The following is a 19,737-nucleotide window of genomic DNA, read 5'->3' on the forward strand; positions in this document are numbered from 1 at the left end:
CTCATTCTTTCGAGACCAGATGTCAGATTGATGACAAGAACATGAAGATTTGGCGTCACCCTACGCCTTTCAAGCCTCTCTGACCGTTATCTGGCGCACATAACTGACAAATAACTGCGAAGCTCTTGCCCAACTGAAGTCGTATGCGCGATCTCTGGCTGCCTGGCGAGGTACCTGCAAGGCTTGCCGCGTCGCTTCTGCCAAGTCTGGATGCAGTACCCCACCCAGCACATCCCCGGAGGACGCCGTTAGCACTTCAAAGGGACCATCGACAGGAAATGCCGCGACAGGCGTACCACATGCCATGGCCTCGAGCATGACCAATCCAAAAGTTTCATTTCGGCTGGGAAAGACAAAGACATCCGCAGAGGCATAAACACGTGCCAACTCTTTTCGGGGCAGCAGGCCTAGCCAAGTGACATCCGGGTACTTGGCTTTCAGATCTGCTTCCAAGGGCCCCACACCGCAGACCACCTTGCTGCCCTCAAAGGGCATTGCCAAATAAGTTTCAATGTTCTTTTCGTAGGAAACACGACCAACGAACATGCTGATCGGCCTTTTTAAATGCGCAAGTTGATCGTCTAACTGGCACTCTTGCGCATATTCAAACAACTCTGTGTCAACACCATGTGTCCAGAGTTTCAAGTTTTGAAAACCACGTTGTGTCAGCAGATTCAAGACACCTTGCGTCGGCACCATCACGCCTGATGAGGGCTTGTGGAAATGCCGAAACAAGGCATAGCCCATCCAAAGCGGTATGCCTGCAGCTGCCTTCAAGACCTCGGGGAAGCGCGTGTGAAAAGCCGTTGTGAAGGGCCATTTTTTCTGCTGACACAGGCCCCGTGCAGCCCACCCCAATGGACCTTCTGTCGCAATGTGAACTGCGTCAAATTTTTCAGAGGCCATCATGGCCGCCATCTGCTGACGGGGTCTAACCGCCAAATCGATGCCTGCATAGCCAGGGCAAGGGCGCGTCTTGAACAAGCCAGGATGGATCACCGTCACTTGATGACCCAACTTGCTCAACTCTCGAACCAACTCAACCAGCGTGGTGACTACGCCATTGACTTGCGGCATCCAGGCATCGGTGATGAGCAGCAACTTCACGCGGTCACCCAACTTTCTGAGCTCGATTTCTCGCCTGCTTGCACCAAGGGCCCCTCATGGACGTCCAAAGTAGAACCGTTGGGATTGAATTTCAAAATTTCCAAGCGACCATCGGCATGCTCTACCAAGGCACTGCAACTCTCCACCCAATCGCCATCGTTGCAATACAGCATCCCATCAATATTGCGAATTTCTGCGTGATGGATATGACCACAGACCACACCTTGATATCCCAGCTTTCTTGCCTCGTTGGCAACGGCAACCTCAAAGTCAGAAATAAAGTTCACCGCTTTCTTGACCTTCAGTTTGAGGTAGGCAGACAAGGACCAATACGGCAATCCCAACCTGGCCCTTAACTGGTTCAAATAACGGTTCAGTTTGAGTGTGAGTTCATACAAACTGTCGCCCACATAGGCTAGCCATTTGGCACACTGAATCACGCCGTCAAAGTAATCGCCGTGAATCACCCACAATTTTTTGCCATCTGCTGTGACGTGAACAGCTTCTTCTCTGATTTCAATGCCACCAAACGAGTGATCCAAAAAGTGACGGCCAAACTCATCATGGTTGCCTGGCACAAAAATCACCTTGCAGCCTTTTCTGGCTTTTCTCAGTAATTTTTGCACCACATCATTGTGGCTTTGGGGCCAATACCATTTGCGTCGAAGCTGCCAGCCATCCACGATATCGCCGACCAAATACAGGTTGTCGCAGGTGTAGTTTTTCAAGAATTCCAACAAGGCATCAGCCTGACATCCTGGGGTTCCCAAGTGCAGATCAGAAATGAATATAGAGCGATAGTGCGTTTTAGAACGCGTCGCCCATACATTCGACTCGAGGTAATGTTCCTGACCAGATTCATGTTTTGCGTATCGCATCAAACACCCTCAAAGTGTTTGCGGTAACGACGCGGCAGATCACCGACACGCATCATCATGGGCAAATCGGCCGTGTTGAAATCAGGATCCCAAGCCGGTGCGCCCAGCACCTTGGCACCCAATCGAATGTAGCCTTTGATCAGCGCAGGCGGCTCGATGTTCAACTGTGAATTCAATTCATCAATCGGCAATGGCAAGCGCGGCCGAACATGAAACTCGACGGAAGACAGCGCTTCGGACTTCAATTGCTGCCATACGCTGGCCGCAACATCACCACTGATCATGCCGCTGTGCAGCATGGGAATGCTGGCACAACCGATCATGGTGTCTAGCTGGTTGCGGGACATGAACTCAAACAAGGCGCCCCAGAGGCTTAAGATGACACCGCCATGCCGATAGTCTGTATGAACGCAGCTACGGCCCAGCTCCACCATGCGCTCTCTGATGTGACGCAAGCGTGTCAAATCAAATTCAGTGTCGGTGTAGGTGCTGCCAGCACGTTTGGCTTGCGCAGGCGTCAAGACGCGGTAGGTGCCAACAACTTGTTGCGAAACAGCATCTCTTACCAGCAAGTGTTCACAGTAATCGTCAAACAAGTCAATGTCATGGCCTTCAAGCGTGACAGGTAACCGAGCGCCCATTTCCGTGGCAAAAATGCTGTAACGCAATCGCTGGGCTTCTCTGACTTCATCTTGGTGCTTGGCCCAACTGACTTGAATCAGCGAATTTGAAACGGACTTTGAATCCTTCGAAGCTTGTTCATGAGAGCTTGGATGAAGAGACCCCCGAGGCAATGCAATGGGCGACAAGGGGAATGTCGGGCTTGGCAATTCTTTCATGATCAGCTCCCAAGTGTGGTTTAACTTGGTAGGTGATCATGAGGTCAAGCCATTTCAGGCATGTTTCATTTGCATGAAATATTCATGACAACGAAATGGTGCGAAGGCTGTCCGCCTTCTAATCAAGATTTCAGCTGAATTGAGGTGATTCAATTCACTTGATAGACGCGAATTTTCACTGCCATCCTGGCTGGTTTCAGAGACTCCAGCGTTCCTACAAACACCCGCCGGTTCAACCACTCATAGTTGCCGGAAGGGGCTCGAAACTTCACCACAGATCGGGCGTAACGATGCTCAGGACTGGGCATGTCGATGGTGACCTGATTGTGAACCGTGATGATCACGCCATCATCTGTTTGCATTTCATAAAGCGCATCAAGTTCCTTGATGCCATCAGGCCTCAACAACTGCCGATCGGCACCCCCAGGCAATATCTTGCCTTGCAGCAAAGGGCCTTTGAACTCGCCCCCTCTTATGTTCACAATGTACCGTTGCCCCACTGGGCTTTGGCCCAAGCTTTGGACCTCTTCTATGTCGGCAATGGCTTCATAAACAAAATCGCAGCGTGGCGCATCACTCATGATTCATCCTTCAAAACTTCGAGTACTTCCGATTTGAATTCGCGTCCGTACAAGATGAGCACCACCAAAGCAGTTGCCAGCACCAATGCAATGGGCGAAAAAAACCAGGCCATGGCTGCGAATGAAAAGTAATAAGCGCGCAAACCGTCGTTGAAAGTTTCAGCAGCTGCGCTGACCAGATTGCCTGCACGCTCTGCAAACTTTGCGCGATCTTGTCGCCCTTCTGAAAACTCCTTGGGAGGCGGCATCGCACCTATCACCAAAGCCACAAAGGTGTACTGCCGCATGGACCATGAAAACCGAAAGAAGGCATACACAAAGATGCCAACCAGCACCAGCACCTTGAACTCAAACACCAAGAGGGGTGTTTGCTCGGCAAATGGAATCTCTCGAACCAGTTCAGCGGCCTTGTCTGTGGTGCCCAAAAGCGCAAACAAACCGCCGATGATGATGATGGAGGTTGAAGAAAAGAAAGATGGCGTGTGCGAGAGGTTTTGGGTGATCAAGCCATCCAGCATGCGCGGGTCGCGCGCGGTGGCCTGCATCATCCACAGTTGCCGATAGTGGTTGGTGGTGGCGATGAGGGTCATGTTGCGTTTGCCGTTCACACGCGCAAACCAGGCATACCCAATCCAAAGGCCGAAAAACAGGGCCATGGCCAACCAGTCGGCCCAAGGCAAAAGTGTCAAAATTTTCATGGCACTATCCTAAACTGAAACTGCCTCTTTAGGTCCTGATGACGGACATTCATGAATAGAATGAGTGCACTCATGCCCGTCTTGTTACAGCTCAGTTACCCCAAATGAAATGACAATTTATTGGGTCATCGCTTACTTCTTGGTGCTCGCTCTCACCTTGATTTACAAAACCCCTATTTTGCGGGGGCCGTGGCTGTTTTTGTTGCGCTCTTTTTTCCCCAATTGGAAGTTCTTTCATGCCGTGGGCTACGTGCCGCATCTCTATGCGCGTGCCGCTACCACCAACGCCAAGGGCGAACAGGTATGGTCTGAGTGGACGCATCTGTACCCACGCACACGCCAAAGCATTTGGCATCTGGTTCACAACCCGCAAACCAATTTGGGGCTGGCACAGCAAAACCTGATCGATCATTTCTGGGCCGATCTGAACGATGCACCAGATGGCTGCGACCCTCGCGCTTTTGTCAGCTATCAAATGGTGGCGCACTTCGTCAATGGCGTTTTGAAATCTGAACATCCCCAGCACACGCACACCCAGTTTGAATTGCGCATGCTGATGGACAGCACCACAGACACTATTCACAGCCACGTCATGATGACTTCTCCCGTCGAGGTTCGAACATGATGCTGGACTGGAACTCGCCCTACGTCTTGAGTACCCCCTTGGCTGTTCGGTGCTTGGAGTTACTCTTTGCATGGAGCGCCGGCATTCAAACCTTGGAGTACTGGCGCATGCGGCCCGCCATGCAAGGGGATGGTTTGTGGATCTGGTCCATTCAGCGACTAGACATCCCCAATCCTTGGATGCGCGAATTGTTGGATGCCTTGTTTTCACCCAACATGTTCAGTTCATTGCTGGCCCTGCGGTTGATTGCACTGCTCAGTTTGGCAACACAAGGCAGCCACCTGCTGAACATCGGCTTTCTGTTCACCAGCAATTTAGCCCTGCTGATTCGTTGGCGCGGTGCATTCAACGGCGGCAGCGATTTCATGACCTTGGTGGTGCTCACGGGTTTGCTGATTGCACAAATCGTGAGTGACTTGGCGGGGCCTAATTTAGGATGGCGGGCTGGATTTTGGTACATCACCATCCAGTCCATCACGTCTTACTTCATGTCGGGATCGGTGAAGTTGCTTAGGCGCGAATGGCGCAATGGCCATGCCATGACCATCTTTTTGAATGCAGCCATCCATGGCCCTCTCAGCAAAGATCACTGGCTTCGCAAACCCTGGTTGGCGGCTCTGGGTTCTTGGGCATTCATCGTGTGGGAGTGCTTGGCCCCATTGGCCTTGCTAGATGCAAGACTGGCTGTGGTGTTTTGCCTGATTGCCGCAGTGTTTCACTTCTTGGTTTTTTGGTTCTTTGGTTTGAACCGATTTTTTTGGGCATGGATGGCTACATTCCCAGCCATCATTTGGTGTGCTGGGCAGATTTAAGCAGCTCAGATTCGCCTCTGTGGACTTTAGGTCAAATTATGAAGACTTCAAAATCGGAGGGTGCGTCACGATGTCTTTCAGGTTGACCGACGATTGACGTAAGCGATCTTGATCTGGTTTTGGCCTTGCGGTGGCTTTGTTCGAAGCCAACGCCATTTCCAGTGCGTGGGACATGGCCAATAACTTAGCGTCTTGTCGCAACTCACCAATCAATTGCAAGCCAAAAGGCATGCCATTCAGATCAACACCGCATGGCAATGCCAAAGCCGGGTTGGTGGCCAGGGTCACCACATAGGTCAACTCTAGCCACTGGTAGTAATTGTTCATGGCATGCCCGGCCACTTCCTTGGCATACAACTCAGTCCAAGGAAAGGGTGACAAAGGTGTGTTAGGCGCAATGATCAAATCAAAATCTTGAAACTTCTTGGCAAACTGACGCATCAATTGCGTTTGCGCCAAATGCGCCATGGCCCGATCGCCCAAAGAAATTTGCTCGGCGATGGCCAGGTTGGCGCGAACGTTGGGACCGAGGGTGTCGGGCGGGTTTTTGACGGGGTCACCAAAGGCGGCAAAGAAACTTTCGGCGCGCAACACATCAAAGGTGCGGTGCGCATGCGCCACCTCAAACGAAACTGGTTCGCAACGTTTTACCAAAGGTTTGATGGCATTGATTCGTTTGCGAAATTCTTCGCGAATGCCAGGGTCAACATGGCACAAGTCAAAGTCTTCCGTATAGCCAATGCGAAGTTGCGACACATCCACTTCTGGCAAGGGCCAGAAAGGGCCAGGGCTCAGGTCGTAAGACAAGGGGTCCATCGGATCTGCGCCTAAAGATGCGGCCATCATGAGCGCGGCGTCGTCCACTGAACGTGCCATGGGGCCCAACACCGAAATGGCAGACCATCCTAAGGCTCGGGTGTCATTGGCCACCGCACCTGGTGAAGGCCGCAGGCCCACAATGCCGCACAGTGCAGCAGGAATGCGCAACGAGCCGCCGGTGTCAGAACCTGTGCAAATGGGAAACATGTCGACGGCCAAAGCGGCCGCAGAGCCCCCCGAAGAGCCCCCTGCATTGAGTGCAGGATTGAAAGGATTGCCTGTCGCACCCCACACCGGGTTGCGCGAGTTCGCGCCGGCGCCCATGTCAGGCACATTGGTTTTGGCGGTGACGATGGCACCCGCTTGTTTCAACTTGGCCACATAACTGTTGTCGGCTTTGGGCACATTGCCGCGCAAACCAACGTTGCCGTAGGTGGTGAGCAAGCCGGCCGTCTCTTGCAAGTCCTTCACGCCCATGGGCAAGCCGTGCAGCAAGGGCAACTCAGCTTGCTGCATGACCTGGGCTTCTGCCTGCTTGGCGGTCGCTCGGGCACGCTCAAAGTCTGCGGCCGTGACAGCATTGATGTGTGGATTGAGTGCTTCAATGCGCGCAATGCACGCGTCCATTAACTCGACGGGTGACAGTTCTTTGCTGCGAATCAGGGCACGCAATTCGACAGCAGATTTTTCAACAAGTGTCATGGTCAGTCCGCCGTGATTTTGGCGCGGTGCACATACGCACGAAGCAGTGGCAATTCGGTGGCCACGCGTTTGTCGTAAGACTGCGGTGCTTCAAATGCCACTTCTAAACCAGCGCGCTCCAAATCACGTTTTGAGTTGGGATCTTTCAGAATGTCCTGGATGGTATTGGTTAACTTTTGACTCACAGCCTTGGGCAGTCCTCGTGGCGCCACGATCACAATCCACGGCACCATTTCATAGCCAGGGTAGCCCGCCTCAGCAATGGTGGGCACTTCGGGCAAGGTCGATGAGCGCTGTGCAGAGGTGACCGCAATGGCTTTGACTTTGCCTGCGCGCAACATGGGAAGCGCAGCGACATTGGTGTCAAAAGTGAACTGAATTTGACCACCAATCAAATCGGTCATGGCCGGCGCGCTGCCTTTGTAAGGCACATGCAAAATGTCCACACCCGCCATGTACTTGAACATCTCACCCGCCAAATGCGATGTGGTGCCACTGCCGAATGAACCAAAGGCAAACTTGGCGTTGGGCTGGTTGGCTGCAGCGACAAGCTCTTTCACAGTTTTCACAGGTACATTGGGGTTGGCCAATAACACCAAAGGCGACGATCCAATGCCGGCCACCGATTCAAAATTCTTAGCGGGGTCATAAGGCAATTTGACCTTGATGGCAGGATTGACCGTGAAGGTAGTGTTGGAGCTGATCAACAAGGTGTAACCATCCGCTTGTGCTTGCGCCACTTCGGCTGCACCGATGACCGTGCCTGCACCCGCTTTGTTTTCAACCACAACCGGCTGACCCAAGCTTTTGGTCATGGCCTGCGCCATGATGCGACCAATGATGTCAGTGGCACCACCCGGTGGGTATGGCACCACCAGACTGATCGGTTTGCTGGGGTAGGCCGCTTGGGCCATGGCGCCAGTGACGGTGCTGAGTGCACCCATTGTGAATGCGCTGATCACCAAGCCATGCAGGCTGGTTTGCAGCCATTGTCGTTTTGAATTGTTCAAAGTCGTCTCCTTTTATTTTCTCAATCGTTGGACGTCAAACATGCTGGCATCGACGCCGCATGCTTCAAGCTCAGGGGTGATAACTTGCTGCTGAAGCAAACATGCTGCCAAACTGGAATAGCCCGCTGCACTTTGAATGCCGTAGCCGCCCTGCCCTACCAACCAAAAGAATTGAGGACAAGCATCGTCAAAGCCAATTACCATTTCGCCGTCTGGGGCAAATGTGCGCAAGCCCGCCCAGGTGCTGGTGGGCCGATGGATGTTCAAATTTGTCGCGGCCATGATGCGGTCGATGCCCAGCGCAATGTCCATGTCCTCTGGCAAGACGTCGTGCGCAAAGGTGTCGTCTGCATTGGCAGGCGAGCCAAACAGCTGACCGGCATCGGGTTTGAAATACCAGTCTTCTTCAATGCCGACAATTGCTGGCCATGCTTTGGTGTCAGTGCCCTCCGGCGCTTTGAAGGTAAAAGCACTTCGTCGGCGTGGCACCAAGCCAATCGGTTTGGCGCCCACAATGCTGGCAACAGCATCACCCCATGCACCGCTGGCATTGACCACACATTTGGCACGCACTTCGGTACCATTTTGTAGTCGTAGACACCAATGATCTTGCACAAATTTCGCTTCGACCATTTCGGCATTGCACTGCAAGTGGCCGCCTTCTTTTTGAAAACCTTTGAGAAATCCTTGAAGCAGTGCATTGACATCAATGTCTTGTGAGTCGGGGTCCCACAAGGCGCCAAGCAGCTGATCGGGTTTGAGGCAAGGCGCCAGCGCCAAGGTTTGTTGAGCTGACAAATGTGCGAGGTTGGGAATGCTTTGTCCCAACTCTTCGGCGACGTGTCTTAAAGCTTCCGCTTGGTCTTGTTGAGCCACATACAGTGCGCCCCTAGGGCTGAGCAATGAATGCGCTGAAAACTGTGGCGGTGGTGCTGTATAAAACTGCCGGCTGGCACGCGTCAAGGCTCGCACACCGGGTGGCCCATAACTCTCCATGAACATGGCAGCCGACCGACCCGTGGTGTGATAGCCAGGCTGTGACTCTCGCTCCAACAACACAACCGACGCTGAAGGTGCCAAGCGATACGCGACAGAAGCCCCGGCCATCCCGCCGCCCACAATGGCAAAGTCATAAAGGGGCGTTGTCATGACTTGCCTTGGCGGATGAAAAGCGCTGTGTTCAGAATCTTCATGGCCAAATTATGAGCCAAGAAACCCCGCATTTGAGCAGCCCTGCGCAGCCAATTCAAAGCGTCGAGAATTCTGCCACAAAAGCCAACACCGTGGTGTTGAAAAATGCCGCTTGCTCTCGACTGACGCCATGACCGGCACCGGCCACACGCACCGCTTTGGCGTTGGGCATCGCGACGACCACGTTGTCGAAGATGGCCTTGTGCACAGGCTGCGTATTCAAACCTGACATCAACAGCACAGGCATTGGCAAAGCCGCCAATTGTTCAGGCGAAATGAGAGGAAACTCATCGCTCGACAACGCGATCATTTTCATGGCTTGCAAATTCTGCAAGCGCTTGTCCATGGCCGCGCCAGATGACACTGCCGAAGTGGCCCCATTGATGCCACCCGTCATGATTTGCGCGGCACGAACATCGTCACCAGCTCTAAACGCGGCATTGGCCGGCTCAATGGTGCTTGTGCGAAATGCTTCGGCGATATCTCGGCCTTCGGGCGTGAAATACGCATACTTCATCATGGGCGGCTCAACGGCCACCAGCGCTTGAATGCGTTGTGGCGCTTGAACGGCAAGGGCCAAAGCAGTAAAGCCACCATAAGAGCTGCCCACCAAGATGGCCTTGTCAATGCTGAGCAAGTTCAATAAGTGCTCAAGGTCTAGTGCTTCGTCCAACGCCGAATGGTGCGGCGAGGATTGATGGTTCTGATTGGGAAAACTGAACCGGCGGCTGTAAGAGATGCAATCGAAGTGCGCTGTAAAAGCAGACCACTGCGCTTCCCATGAGCGCCAGTCCCCCATGGCGCCATGAATGAAGATAAGGGGAACGCCTTTGCCAGCGCGCACGCCGTGCAACTCGATGCCATTGGGCAAAGCCCATCGCTGCACAGCCAAAGATTCAAAGCTCACGTTCAAACCTCTGACTTGATGTTGTTGTCTTTAATGAGCTTGCCCAACCGAGCGTATTCAGATTTGACAAAGTCTTGCAAGGCTGGACGAGCGCTATAGCGTTCTGGCGCAGCCATTGCCAGCTCGTTGAGTTTTTGCGCAATGGCGGGTGTGTTCTTCACCTTCAACCATGCGCTTGACAGTTGATCCACCACAGCAGGCGGTGTGGCGGCAGGTGCAAACACAATGATCCAGCCGAGGTACTCAAAATCCTTCACCCCCATTTCATGCACCGTGGCGGTGTCGGGCATGGAGCTAACGCGTTCTTTGGTGGTGACCGCCAACAAGCGCAACTTGCCCGATTTCACATGGGCCATGGCCACATTGGGGGCTGTGAACATCACTTGAATTTGACCTGCCAACAAATCAACCACGGCCTGGCCGTCACCCTTGTAAGGGATGTGCGTCATTTTGATGCCCGCTAGGCCATTGAAATACTCTGTGCACAAATGGCCAGATGAGCCATTGCCACCGGACCCATAGGTGAGCTGATTGGGATTGGCTTTGGCCAGTGCAATCAATTCTTTGACGTTGTTGGCCTTCACAGAAGGATGCACAACCAGGACAAACGCACCCGCACCCAACATGGTGACTGGTACCAAATCACGCATCGGGTCGTAGGTGATTTTGGAGAACATGTGCGGCATCACCACAATGGAGGCTGGGCCAGAAATCAACAGCTGATGGCCATCTGCAACGCCCTTCACCACTTGATCTGCGGCCGGCATGCCACTGGCGCCTGGCTTGTTCTCAACAATGAAGTTTTGCCCCATGCCGGGCCCAATCGAATCGGCCAAGACACGCGCCAAAAAGTCTGAAGGCCCACCTGGAGGTGAGCCCACCACCAGCTTGACTGCTTTTTGCGGATAGCTCTGTGCCCAAGCCACGCCAGCACCCCAAGTGCTGGCAATGCCTGCTGCCAAGGCTGCAGTTAGTTTTCGACGGGTCAGTGTCATGGGAGTCTCCTTTTGTTTTGACGCATTGTGGATTGCTATTTGCTCGAAGAGAAATAGAATTGGCACCTTAGGTATAAGTAACACTGATATGTCAATTTCCGCCAAAGTTCTGCTCAACCGCCTGATGTCCAAAGCCAGGTTTCGACATTTCGAAGTCTTGGTTCGCCTCACTGAACTGGGCAGCGTCAAACGCACCGCTGAGTCCATTGGCATGACCCAACCGGGCGTGACGCAGCTGCTGGCCGACTTGGAAGACTTGTTGGAAGTGAAACTGTTTCATCGTCATGCGCGGGGCGTGATGCCCACACAAGCCTGCCAAGACTTGCTGCCCATGGCTAGGCAATGCCTGCTGGGTTTGAGCACCAGCGCAGAGGCCATTGCCGACAGGTCTACTTTGGGACAAGGTGTGGTGCGCATCAAAGCCTCAACCGCAGGCATCAATGGCTTGTTGGTAGAGGCTGTGCCAGCGTTGAATGCCCAATTTCCTGGCATTCAGCTGCACATTCACGAAGCCGAGCTGAACGAGCAGTTTGCGTCCATCAGCCAAGGCGACATTGAAATGGGGGTGTGTCGCCAACCCGCACAAAGCCCTGCAGGCTGGCAGTTTCAAGCTTTGATGGCCGATGAATTTGTGGTGGTCTGCAACCCCTCACACCGCCTGGCCAAAAAGTCCAAAGTGACATGGAAAGAATTGAGCCAGGAAACTTGGGTCTTGTCCCCCATCGGTTCGGCCGCGCGCGAAAAATTCGAAGCACTCAGTCAACAGTACAAATTCACGCCCAACACCTGCCACGTGATCACGCGGGTGTCGTCCATGACCTGGGCCATGATGCAGCAAAGGCCGCTGCTGACGCTGGTGCCCGCCAGTGTTTTTCAGCAGTTGAAAAATGCACAGCAACTGACCACGGTCAATTTGAAAGAGAAAATTCCGTTTGACCCCTTGGGTTTGTTGTTGCCCGAAAGAGATGCCTCATTGGCCACGCAATCGGTTGCCAACTTTCTGCGCGATTATTGCCAGCAACACCACAAACTGAAAAGCAGTCGAATTTAATCAGATTCAGGAATGGGCGAGTTCATGTCCAAACCGACAAATTCCAAACCGCGTTTGTGGTCCATCAGGTGCTTTTGTGTCCACGCAACGGCAGACTCGGCATCGTGTTTTTTCAAGGCATCGTAGACATGGCGGTGCGCTTCCAACAATCGCGCACCCGATTGCGGCAACGCTGGCGCAATGGCTGCATATCCCGAACGCATCAACAAGCTAACGGGTGCGCGTGCCAATAACAAGGCCTGGTTGTGCGTCGCTTCGGCCACCAAGGCATGGAATTCGATGGTGGCACTGATGGGCGACTGGCCTGCATCGACCAAGTCGGCTGTTTTGTCCAAGTTGATCTTCAACAGTGCCAACTCAGCTTTGCTGATTCGCTGTGCGGCCAAGTGGGCGCACATTGGCTCTACGGTACAAGCCACTTCCCACACGTCTCTGAAGGTCACTTGACGCATGCGCAAAGCTCGTTCGGCGGCATGGGCCAAATCACGGTGCTGGGGAATGGTCACCACCAAACGCTTGCCCATTCGCTTGAGCAAGCCCTCTTGTTCCAGCTGACGCAAGCCTTCACGAATGGTGGAGCGATGCACGCCAAATCGCTCGGCCAAATCGGACTCGGTTGGAAACGCTTGACCTTCCAAAATTTCGCCACGCACGATGCGTTGCCGTAAATCGTCTGAGACCACCCGGTAGGCAGGGGTCATTTGAAGTTTAGGAATGTCCATTGTGTGTCAAGCCGTTCAAGATGCTTGATTGTAGGAGCCAGCTGGGCTGACCCCTACACTACACAACATCAATCTGCTGTAAAGCCAGATGCCTTGATGATGGGCTCCCATTTTTTGGCACTTGCATTTTGACGGTCAATCAATTCTTGCGGTGATTTACCGACAGGCAAAAAGCCCATCACATTGAGTTTTTCTTTGACATCGGCCTGGGTCATTATTTTGGCCAGTGCTTGGTTCAAAGTGGCCACAGTCGCGGCAGGTGTGTTGGGCGGTGCATACAGGGCATTGAAACCCATGCCAGTGACATTGGGATAGCCCAACTCTGCGAAGGTGGGTACTTCTGGCGCTTGCGGAATGCGCGCATCGGAGGTCACGGCCAAAATTTTGATCTTGCCTGCACGGTGTGCTTCAACTTGGCTGGTGGCTACATCGATAGAGGCACTGATTTGACCGCCCATCAAGGCCAGCATGATGGGGGCACTGCCTTGGTAGGGCACGTTCATCATGGGCACATCGATGGCTTGCCCCAACAAAATGCCATAGAAGTGGTGCGGTGCGCCCAAAGCGGGAATGCCGTAGTTAGCCTGCTGTGGATTTTTCTTGGCCCATGCCACGTACTCAGCCCACGTATTGACCTTGGGCGCAGTGCCCACCGCCAAACCAAACGCAAATTCAGCGACTGTTCCAACAGGGACCAAGTCTTTCTTCACATCGTAGTTCAACTTCTTAAATGTGAAAGGGTAAAACGAGGTGAGTGCGTCAGGGCCCAGCATCAGGACACTGCCATCGGCAGGCGACATTTTCAAAACATCGACTGCAATGCGTCCACCCGCCCCCACTTTGTTTTCCACCACCACAGAGCGGTTCAATTCTGTTTTGAATTTGTCAGCCAGCAAACGGGCAATGGCATCAAACGAGCCACCGGCTGGGAATCCCACCAAAATTTTCACAGGCGCATCTTGCGCCTTTACTGGCATGCCTGCTGTCAGGCCAAACAACCCGGCCATCAATGCGGTGCTCAACTTGCGTCGTGTTAAAAATTTCATGTTTGTCTCCTTTGAGTAAATGGATGATTTCTCGAACCTTCAAACATCCCACCGGGGTGCTTGTCCTTGCGCAATAGCCCAACCGCATTTGGCGACGCCTTGGGCCATGGCTGCAATTTCTTTGGCCGTACTGCTCGAGGCCATGCCTGCGCGTTCGCGCTGTCCAATACCCTCCAAGATGGCACTTAAACGAAAGAAGTTAAAGGCCAAATAGAACGGCCATTCCTGGCGCAGTCGCGCGGTGTCCAATTGAAACGCTTGGGCGTAGTGGGCGATGAACTCTTGCTCTGAGGGCAAACCCAAACTTTGCCAATCCTGGTCACAGTACCCCCGCAAAACGCCAGAGGGCATGTGCCAAGCCAATGTGCTGTAAGACAAGTCACTCAAGGGATGACCCAAAGTGCACAACTCCCAATCGAGCACGGCCACCACCTCTGGCCGTGTAGGGTGAAACATCAAATTCTCAATCCGGTAATCGCCATGCGTGATGACTGTGTCGTGTGCACTGTCAGCCCCCTCGGGAATGTTAAGAGGCAACCATGCGGCCAGTTTGTCCATGGCATCCACCGGGGCCAAGCGTGCGGCGGTGTATTGCTGCGTCCAGCGCTTGATCAAACGCGTGTAGTAGCCCTCGTGTCGACCAAAATCTGACAAACCCAAACGTCGCCAATCGACTTGGTGCAACTGCGATAACACGTTGCTGGCAGCTTCAAAGTATGCCCTGCGTTCAGCCGTTGGTACTTCGGGCAATGTGGCATCTCGAAAGATTCGCCCCTCGACATAGTCCATGACATAAAAAGCCACACCGAGGATACTTTCGTCTTCACACAAGACGCGCACCCGTGGCACGGACACAGACGTGTGTTGCAAAGCTAGAAGAATGCGGAATTCACGCTCAATGGCATGCGCAGAGGGCATCAGTTGCGAAGCCGGCGCTGGCTTGGCCCGCAACACCCAAGATTTGTTCTTGCACTTCAAAATCCAAGAAGGGTTGGACTGCCCGCCTTCAATTTTGGTCATTTGCAATGACGCATCGACGCCTGACACTCGCGGCTGCAGGTATGCCACCAGCGCAGCCTTGTTCCAATGCTTGGCCGCGGCTGGCTTCGCATCGACGATGGCTTCAGGGTCTAGAGTCAGGTCCATGAAACAATTGTCGGACAATCCGGCAATTATTCTTTTTAGGACTAACCCTGATCTTGTTTCAAGAAAATTTCTTTGTCTGGAAAAAACTGGCTGTGCATAGGCAGCAAGGCGCCGCCCAGTGCGCGCGCATGCGCACCCACTTGGCCTTTGAGCAATGCCGGCTGATGAATACCATCAAAACGGTACTGCGCCAACTTGCTTTGCGTGGCGGCCATCAAGGCGGTCATTAAGGGCTCACCCAAAGAGCCGTCTAACACAACCGCATCTAAATCTAATAAGGCGGCGGAAGTGGCCACCGACATGGCCAAGGACTCGCTGGCTTGCGCCAACCAAGCCTGCGTCAGCCCTTCATAAGCCGGGTTCATGATGTGTTCTTGATGCACCAGCAACGGGTCATGCCCTGCCGCCATCAAGGCTTGCTCCAATTGCCAGCCCGAAGCCATTTGCAAAAGCTGCGGTGGCATGCCTGAACGTTCTGTTGACAAACCCACAGGCAAAGAGCCGATGGCGCCAGCATTGCCTCGTTCACCATTCACAATGTGGCCCGACATGACCAAGCCACCACCAATGAAGGTACCCACAAACACATACAAGAAACTGCGAATGCGCCGCCCCTGCCCTTGCAACAGTTCGGCCACACACGCGGCCGTGGTGTCTTTGGCAAACACCACCGGCAAGTTGGTGAGTTGTTGAACCTGCGCTTGCAGATCAATGTGCTCCCAGCGCGTCAGCGCTTGAGCGGCCTCACCGCCCATCAGGTCAGCCCATTTGTGAAGCGACAAAGGCGCAGTCAAGCCCACACCGACCACACGCGACCAATGTTCGCCCATGCGCTTTTCGAGCGTTTTCAAACCTTTGGCAATGGCAGCAAACAAAGCATCGGGTTCAGGGAATTCGTAGTGCACTTCGATGCGCTGCACTTGCTCGCCACAAAAGTTGGCGACCAACAACTCCAAACTGCGACGCCCCACCTGAATGCCCACGCTGAACGCACCTTCGGGGTTCAAAGACAAGGGCACGGAGGGCTGGCCAATCTTGCCGCGAACGCGGGCTTGCTTGAGCAGCAAACCTTCATCCATCAAACGGCTCACGATGATGGCCACCGTTTGGGTTGACAGTTGGGTCAAGCGCGCCAGATCGGCTTTGGGAATGGCACCGTGGTGGCGAATAGCTTGCAACACAATTCGCTCATTGAACTGACGCATGCCCACATGGTTGGAGCCCCGCATGCGGTGAGAAGAAGCGCTTTTGTTCAAAACAGAATCACACCTTTGCAAAACATCGCATTGCCGTAGGCCGTGCCTTCACCGGTTTGAACCAGCAAACTGGCGCTTTTGATTTTGTCGTAAAACGCAAACCGTTCCACCGATTCGACGTGTGATGGATGCAAACCTTCCGCCACCGCCAAATCAATCACCGCTTGCTGCGCTTCCGTAGCATGGCCTTCTGGACTGTTGCACACCCGCATGAAAGCCACGGGTTGCGCCACATCTGCCGCTAATGGAAAGACTGACAAGACAGCTTTGCAGACACGCTCAAGTGAATGCCCAGGCAGGCGAACCACGGGCTTGCCCTGACTCAAATAATCGGCGGTGAAATTGGCATCCACCACAGCCACCCACTCGCCGTGCCCCATGGCGCTCAAATGCATGAGCAACTCTGGCGTGAGCAGTGGATCAATGCCTTTCAACATGCGACGCTCGCTTCAGATTTCAAGGACGCTGGATCGATGGCACCGGTGATCAAGCCCACAATTTCTTCGGGGCTGGTTTCACGTGTGAGACGGCTACAAATGATGCGCCCCTGACGGAACACCCAGATGCGATCGACCAAGTCAAACACTTGGCGTAAGTTGTGGCTGATGATGATGAGGGGTATGCCTTGTTGCTTCAGACCTTTGATGATCTGCTCCACGCGCGCTGTTTCTTGTACACCCAAGGCCGCAGTGGGTTCGTCCAAGATGATGAGTTTCTTGGCAAAACCTGCGGCACGCGCAATGGCCACACATTGGCGCTGGCCGCCCGACATGCCGCGCAAACTTTCGGACATGTCCTGAATCTTCACACCCGTGGTGGCCAACATGCTGGCCGATTGTTCGCGCATGGCCTTGTGGTTCAAGATGGACAGAGGGCCCAAGTTCAAGCGGGTGATTTCACGGCCCAAGAAAATATTGGCTGGCACATCTAGGTCTTCGGCCAAGGCCAAGGTTTGGTAAACCGTCTCGATGCCTTGATCTCGTGCGTCCAAGGGCGATGCAAAACTCACCTTCTGGCCCTCCAGCAAGATGTCGCCCTCGTTGGGTTGCTCCACACCGGTGATGAGCCGCACAAAGGTGCTTTTGCCTGCACCGTTGTCCCCCACGATGGCGGCATGCTCCCCTGGCAACAGCTGAAAATGCGCATCGGTGAGCGCTTTCACGCCCCCGTAGTGCTTAGTTAAGTGGTTGATTTCTAAAACAGTTTTTGACATTTTCAAGGTCCAAAAGGGGTGCAGCACGCGCTCAAGCTTTCTATGGGTCGCAAGCATCGCGGATTTTCAAAAACATTGCATTAGTAAAACTACTAGGTTTACTTAGTCGGCTTTTCGATTCAAATACACCGGCAGTCAGAAAAAGGAATTTCTGGCTTCATAACCTCAAACAACGGAGATACCCCATGATCACAAAACGTACTTTTGGCCGTTTGGCCATTGCGGCAGCTGCAGCCACTTTGTTCACCTCGGCCATGGCGGCCGACGTGACCGTGGCCTACATCACCAACGGCAACACCAATGAAGGTTGGACCCTGATCAACGGCGGCGCCAAGAAAGCTGGCTCTGCACCTGGCGTCAAGTTCATTGAACTGGCCGCCGAAAAAGGTGAGCTCTCCAAACAACTGGCCATCGTGGAAGACATGATCACGCGCAAGGTCAACGCCATTGCCATCGCCCCTGTTGATTCAGCAGGCATTGCCCCTGCCATCAACAAAGCTTTGGCCGCTGGCATTGCCGTGGTGGCAGTCGATACAGGCATCACCGGTGCCAAGATCACTTCGTATGTGGCGACCGACAACATCAAAGCTGCCAACGTGCAAGGCAAGTGGGCCGCTGGTGAGATCAAAGATGGCGACACTGTGATTTACGTCACAGGCGACCAAGGTCAGTCCACAGGTCAAGAGCGCAAGAAGGGTTTCATTGACGCCTTGAACGCTGGCCGTAAGAACGTGAAGATTGTGGAAGTGCCCACCACATGGGACCAGACCATGGCGCAAAACGGCGTGGAAGCAGCTCTTCGCAGCAACCCCAATGCCAAGGTGATTGCTTGCGCATGGGACGGCGGTGCATTGGGCGCAAAAGCTGCATTGATGGCTGCAGGCAAAAAACCAGGCGACATCAAAATCGCAGGCTTTGACGGTTCACCCGGCGGCTTGGACATGATGAAGCAAGGCTGGCAACAAGCGAACGCGGCACAAATGTTGGCCAAGATTGGTCAAGTGGGCGTGGAAACTGCCGTCGCTGCCGCACAAGGCAAAAAGGTTGAAGCCCGCATCGACACCGGTTCATTCTTGGTGCTGCCCTCCAACGTGGACAAATTCGCAGCCGACTCCGGCGTGGGTCAGTTCATGAAAGTCAAAGCCAAGTAATTCAAGATCGCTCTCAGACATGAAATCAATCACCCGACAAGAATGGTACGGCGCCCTGGTGGCAGTGCTCGTATTGGGCGCACTGCTCACAGTGGCTTCACCGTACTTCTTAACGACTGGCAATTTGTCCAATATCTTGGTGCAAGCCTCGGTCATTGCCTTGTTGGCGGGCGGTCAAACTTTTGTGATCTTGACTGGCGGCGTGGATTTGGCGGTGGGCGCGCTCACCGCCTTGGCCGGCGCAGTGGCCGGCCACTTGATGATCAAGGTGGGCGTCGATCCTTATGCGGCCATGTTGGTGGCATTGGGCATTGGCGCTGCAGTGGGTTTGTTCAATGGCTACTTGGTGGCGTTTGTGGGCATTCCCGCCTTCATCGTCACCTTGGGGGGCCTGACCTTGTGGCGCGGATTGGCGTTTGACCTGACGGGTGGCTTTGACAACGCTGGCTTGCCCGATCCCCTGCCCTTCTTGGGCTACGGACAAGTGTTGGGCATTCCCATGCCCACACTGATCACGGGCATCTTCTTTGTGGTGATGGCCTTCATTTTGTCGAGCACCAAAATTGGCCGCTATGTGTACGCCATGGGCTCGAATGAAATGGGCGCGCGCCAAGTCGGCATCAACATCCGTTGGTACAAGCTGGGTGTGTACGTCATCTCGGGTTTGTCCTGTGCATTGGGCGCCATTGTGTTGATGGCCCGCATGGATTCGTCTAGCGGCAAGATGGCGCAGATGTTTGAACTCGATGCTATTGCCGCAGTCATCCTGGGCGGCACCTCTTTGTTTGGTGGACGCGGCAGCATTTGGGGCAGCTTGCTCGGTGCTGTGTTGATCACCATGATTCGCAATGGCATGAACTTGATGGAAGTTTCTCAGTTCAAGCAGATGATGGCCATTGGCGCTGTGGTCATTGTGGCGGTCTGGATTGATGTGATAAGGCGCAAGCACCTGTTAAAGAAATAAAATTGCCAGAACTTCAGCTTCTGC

The 19,737-nt window shown here is 53.7% G+C and carries 21 protein-coding genes; 5 read left to right on the top strand and 16 right to left on the bottom strand.

The window, feature by feature from the left end:
• Window positions 1-69 precede the first annotated feature (69 nt).
• From B9Z46_RS04020 to B9Z46_RS04040, 5 genes are all read right to left on the bottom strand, one after another.
• Window positions 70-1,107, bottom strand: a complete 1,038-nt coding sequence (locus B9Z46_RS04020) for a glycosyltransferase family 1 protein (RefSeq protein WP_108254867.1) — start codon at window positions 1,105-1,107, stop codon at window positions 70-72.
• The gene (locus B9Z46_RS04025) at window positions 1,104-1,985 is read right to left on the bottom strand and encodes a UDP-2,3-diacylglucosamine diphosphatase (RefSeq protein WP_108254605.1); all 882 of its coding nucleotides are present in this window, start codon (window positions 1,983-1,985) and stop codon (window positions 1,104-1,106) included. Before B9Z46_RS04025 ends, B9Z46_RS04020 begins: the two co-directional genes overlap by 4 nt.
• Window positions 1,985-2,824 carry a GNAT family N-acetyltransferase gene (locus B9Z46_RS04030; protein WP_108254606.1) on the bottom strand — a complete coding sequence of 280 codons (840 nt, stop codon included), beginning with the start codon at window positions 2,822-2,824 and terminating at the stop codon, window positions 1,985-1,987. The genes B9Z46_RS04025 and B9Z46_RS04030 overlap by 1 nt, the downstream gene beginning before the upstream one ends.
• A gap of 149 nt (window positions 2,825-2,973) precedes the next feature.
• Window positions 2,974-3,405: a DUF3237 family protein gene (locus B9Z46_RS04035; RefSeq protein ID WP_108254607.1), complete on the bottom strand. Its 432-nt coding sequence runs from the start codon at window positions 3,403-3,405 to the stop codon at window positions 2,974-2,976.
• Window positions 3,402-4,103: a DUF599 domain-containing protein gene (locus tag B9Z46_RS04040; protein ID WP_108254608.1), complete on the bottom strand. Its 702-nt coding sequence runs from the start codon at window positions 4,101-4,103 to the stop codon at window positions 3,402-3,404. The genes B9Z46_RS04035 and B9Z46_RS04040 overlap by 4 nt, the downstream gene beginning before the upstream one ends.
• 109 nt (window positions 4,104-4,212) lie before the next feature.
• Here B9Z46_RS04040 and B9Z46_RS04045 point away from each other — a divergent pair, with 109 nt between their 5' ends.
• Complete coding sequence (locus tag B9Z46_RS04045) at window positions 4,213-4,728, top strand: hypothetical protein (protein WP_108254609.1); 516 nt, start codon at window positions 4,213-4,215, stop codon at window positions 4,726-4,728.
• A complete protein-coding gene (locus B9Z46_RS04050; protein ID WP_233245901.1) occupies window positions 4,728-5,540 on the top strand; it encodes a hypothetical protein in 813 nt (270 codons plus the stop codon). The genes B9Z46_RS04045 and B9Z46_RS04050 overlap by 1 nt, the downstream gene beginning before the upstream one ends.
• A 36-nt stretch (window positions 5,541-5,576) precedes the next feature.
• On the opposite strand, the gene B9Z46_RS04055 is transcribed toward B9Z46_RS04050, so the two are convergent.
• From B9Z46_RS04055 to B9Z46_RS04075, 5 genes are all read right to left on the bottom strand, one after another.
• On the bottom strand, window positions 5,577-7,061 hold the full coding sequence (locus B9Z46_RS04055) for an amidase (RefSeq protein ID WP_108254610.1): 1,485 nt from the start codon (window positions 7,059-7,061) through the stop codon (window positions 5,577-5,579).
• Between the two features lie 2 nt (window positions 7,062-7,063).
• Window positions 7,064-8,071: a tripartite tricarboxylate transporter substrate binding protein gene (locus B9Z46_RS04060; protein ID WP_233245902.1), complete on the bottom strand. Its 1,008-nt coding sequence runs from the start codon at window positions 8,069-8,071 to the stop codon at window positions 7,064-7,066.
• A 12-nt stretch (window positions 8,072-8,083) separates the two neighbouring features.
• Entirely contained in the window at window positions 8,084-9,220 is a 1,137-nt protein-coding gene (locus tag B9Z46_RS04065; protein WP_108254611.1) for an FAD-binding oxidoreductase, read from the bottom strand.
• 97 nt (window positions 9,221-9,317) lie between these two features.
• Window positions 9,318-10,169 (bottom strand): alpha/beta fold hydrolase, encoded by an 852-nt coding sequence (locus B9Z46_RS04070; protein WP_108254612.1) that lies wholly within the window; start codon window positions 10,167-10,169, stop codon window positions 9,318-9,320.
• A 2-nt stretch (window positions 10,170-10,171) separates the two neighbouring features.
• A complete protein-coding gene (locus B9Z46_RS04075) occupies window positions 10,172-11,164 on the bottom strand; it encodes a tripartite tricarboxylate transporter substrate binding protein (protein WP_158268394.1) in 993 nt (330 codons plus the stop codon).
• A gap of 88 nt (window positions 11,165-11,252) precedes the next feature.
• On the opposite strand from B9Z46_RS04075, the gene B9Z46_RS15040 reads away from it, so the two are divergent.
• On the top strand, window positions 11,253-12,215 hold the full coding sequence (locus B9Z46_RS15040) for a LysR family transcriptional regulator (protein WP_158268395.1): 963 nt from the start codon (window positions 11,253-11,255) through the stop codon (window positions 12,213-12,215).
• Here the strand turns inward: B9Z46_RS15040 and B9Z46_RS04090 are convergent.
• From B9Z46_RS04090 to B9Z46_RS04115, 6 genes are all read right to left on the bottom strand, one after another.
• Window positions 12,212-12,937, bottom strand: coding sequence for a FadR/GntR family transcriptional regulator (locus B9Z46_RS04090; protein ID WP_108254615.1), 726 nt, complete (start codon window positions 12,935-12,937; stop codon window positions 12,212-12,214). The genes B9Z46_RS15040 and B9Z46_RS04090 overlap by 4 nt on opposite strands.
• Before the next feature lie 68 nt (window positions 12,938-13,005).
• Window positions 13,006-13,983 carry a Bug family tripartite tricarboxylate transporter substrate binding protein gene (locus B9Z46_RS04095; protein WP_233245903.1) on the bottom strand — a complete coding sequence of 326 codons (978 nt, stop codon included), beginning with the start codon at window positions 13,981-13,983 and terminating at the stop codon, window positions 13,006-13,008.
• Window positions 13,984-14,022: 39 nt separating this feature from the next.
• Window positions 14,023-15,129 carry a phosphotransferase family protein gene (locus B9Z46_RS04100; protein WP_108254616.1) on the bottom strand — a complete coding sequence of 369 codons (1,107 nt, stop codon included), beginning with the start codon at window positions 15,127-15,129 and terminating at the stop codon, window positions 14,023-14,025.
• Window positions 15,130-15,170: 41 nt separating this feature from the next.
• Window positions 15,171-16,358, bottom strand: a complete 1,188-nt coding sequence (locus B9Z46_RS04105; protein ID WP_199220538.1) for an ROK family transcriptional regulator — start codon at window positions 16,356-16,358, stop codon at window positions 15,171-15,173.
• A gap of 23 nt (window positions 16,359-16,381) precedes the next feature.
• Window positions 16,382-16,822 carry an RbsD/FucU family protein gene (locus tag B9Z46_RS04110; RefSeq protein WP_055360079.1) on the bottom strand — a complete coding sequence of 147 codons (441 nt, stop codon included), beginning with the start codon at window positions 16,820-16,822 and terminating at the stop codon, window positions 16,382-16,384.
• Window positions 16,816-17,598 carry an ATP-binding cassette domain-containing protein gene (locus B9Z46_RS04115; RefSeq protein ID WP_055361868.1) on the bottom strand — a complete coding sequence of 261 codons (783 nt, stop codon included), beginning with the start codon at window positions 17,596-17,598 and terminating at the stop codon, window positions 16,816-16,818. Before B9Z46_RS04115 ends, B9Z46_RS04110 begins: the two co-directional genes overlap by 7 nt.
• Window positions 17,599-17,783: 185 nt before the next feature.
• Here B9Z46_RS04115 and B9Z46_RS04120 point away from each other — a divergent pair, with 185 nt between their 5' ends.
• Together B9Z46_RS04120 and B9Z46_RS04125 are read left to right on the top strand one after the other, a co-directional pair.
• Window positions 17,784-18,749 carry a sugar ABC transporter substrate-binding protein gene (locus B9Z46_RS04120; protein WP_055360078.1) on the top strand — a complete coding sequence of 322 codons (966 nt, stop codon included), beginning with the start codon at window positions 17,784-17,786 and terminating at the stop codon, window positions 18,747-18,749.
• A gap of 19 nt (window positions 18,750-18,768) precedes the next feature.
• Complete coding sequence (locus tag B9Z46_RS04125) at window positions 18,769-19,713, top strand: ABC transporter permease (RefSeq protein ID WP_055360077.1); 945 nt, start codon at window positions 18,769-18,771, stop codon at window positions 19,711-19,713.
• Window positions 19,714-19,737: the final 24 nt, after the last annotated feature.

The organism is Limnohabitans sp. Hippo4 (assembly GCF_003063605.1).
Taxonomy (GTDB): Bacteria; Pseudomonadota; Gammaproteobacteria; order Burkholderiales; family Burkholderiaceae_C; genus Limnohabitans_A.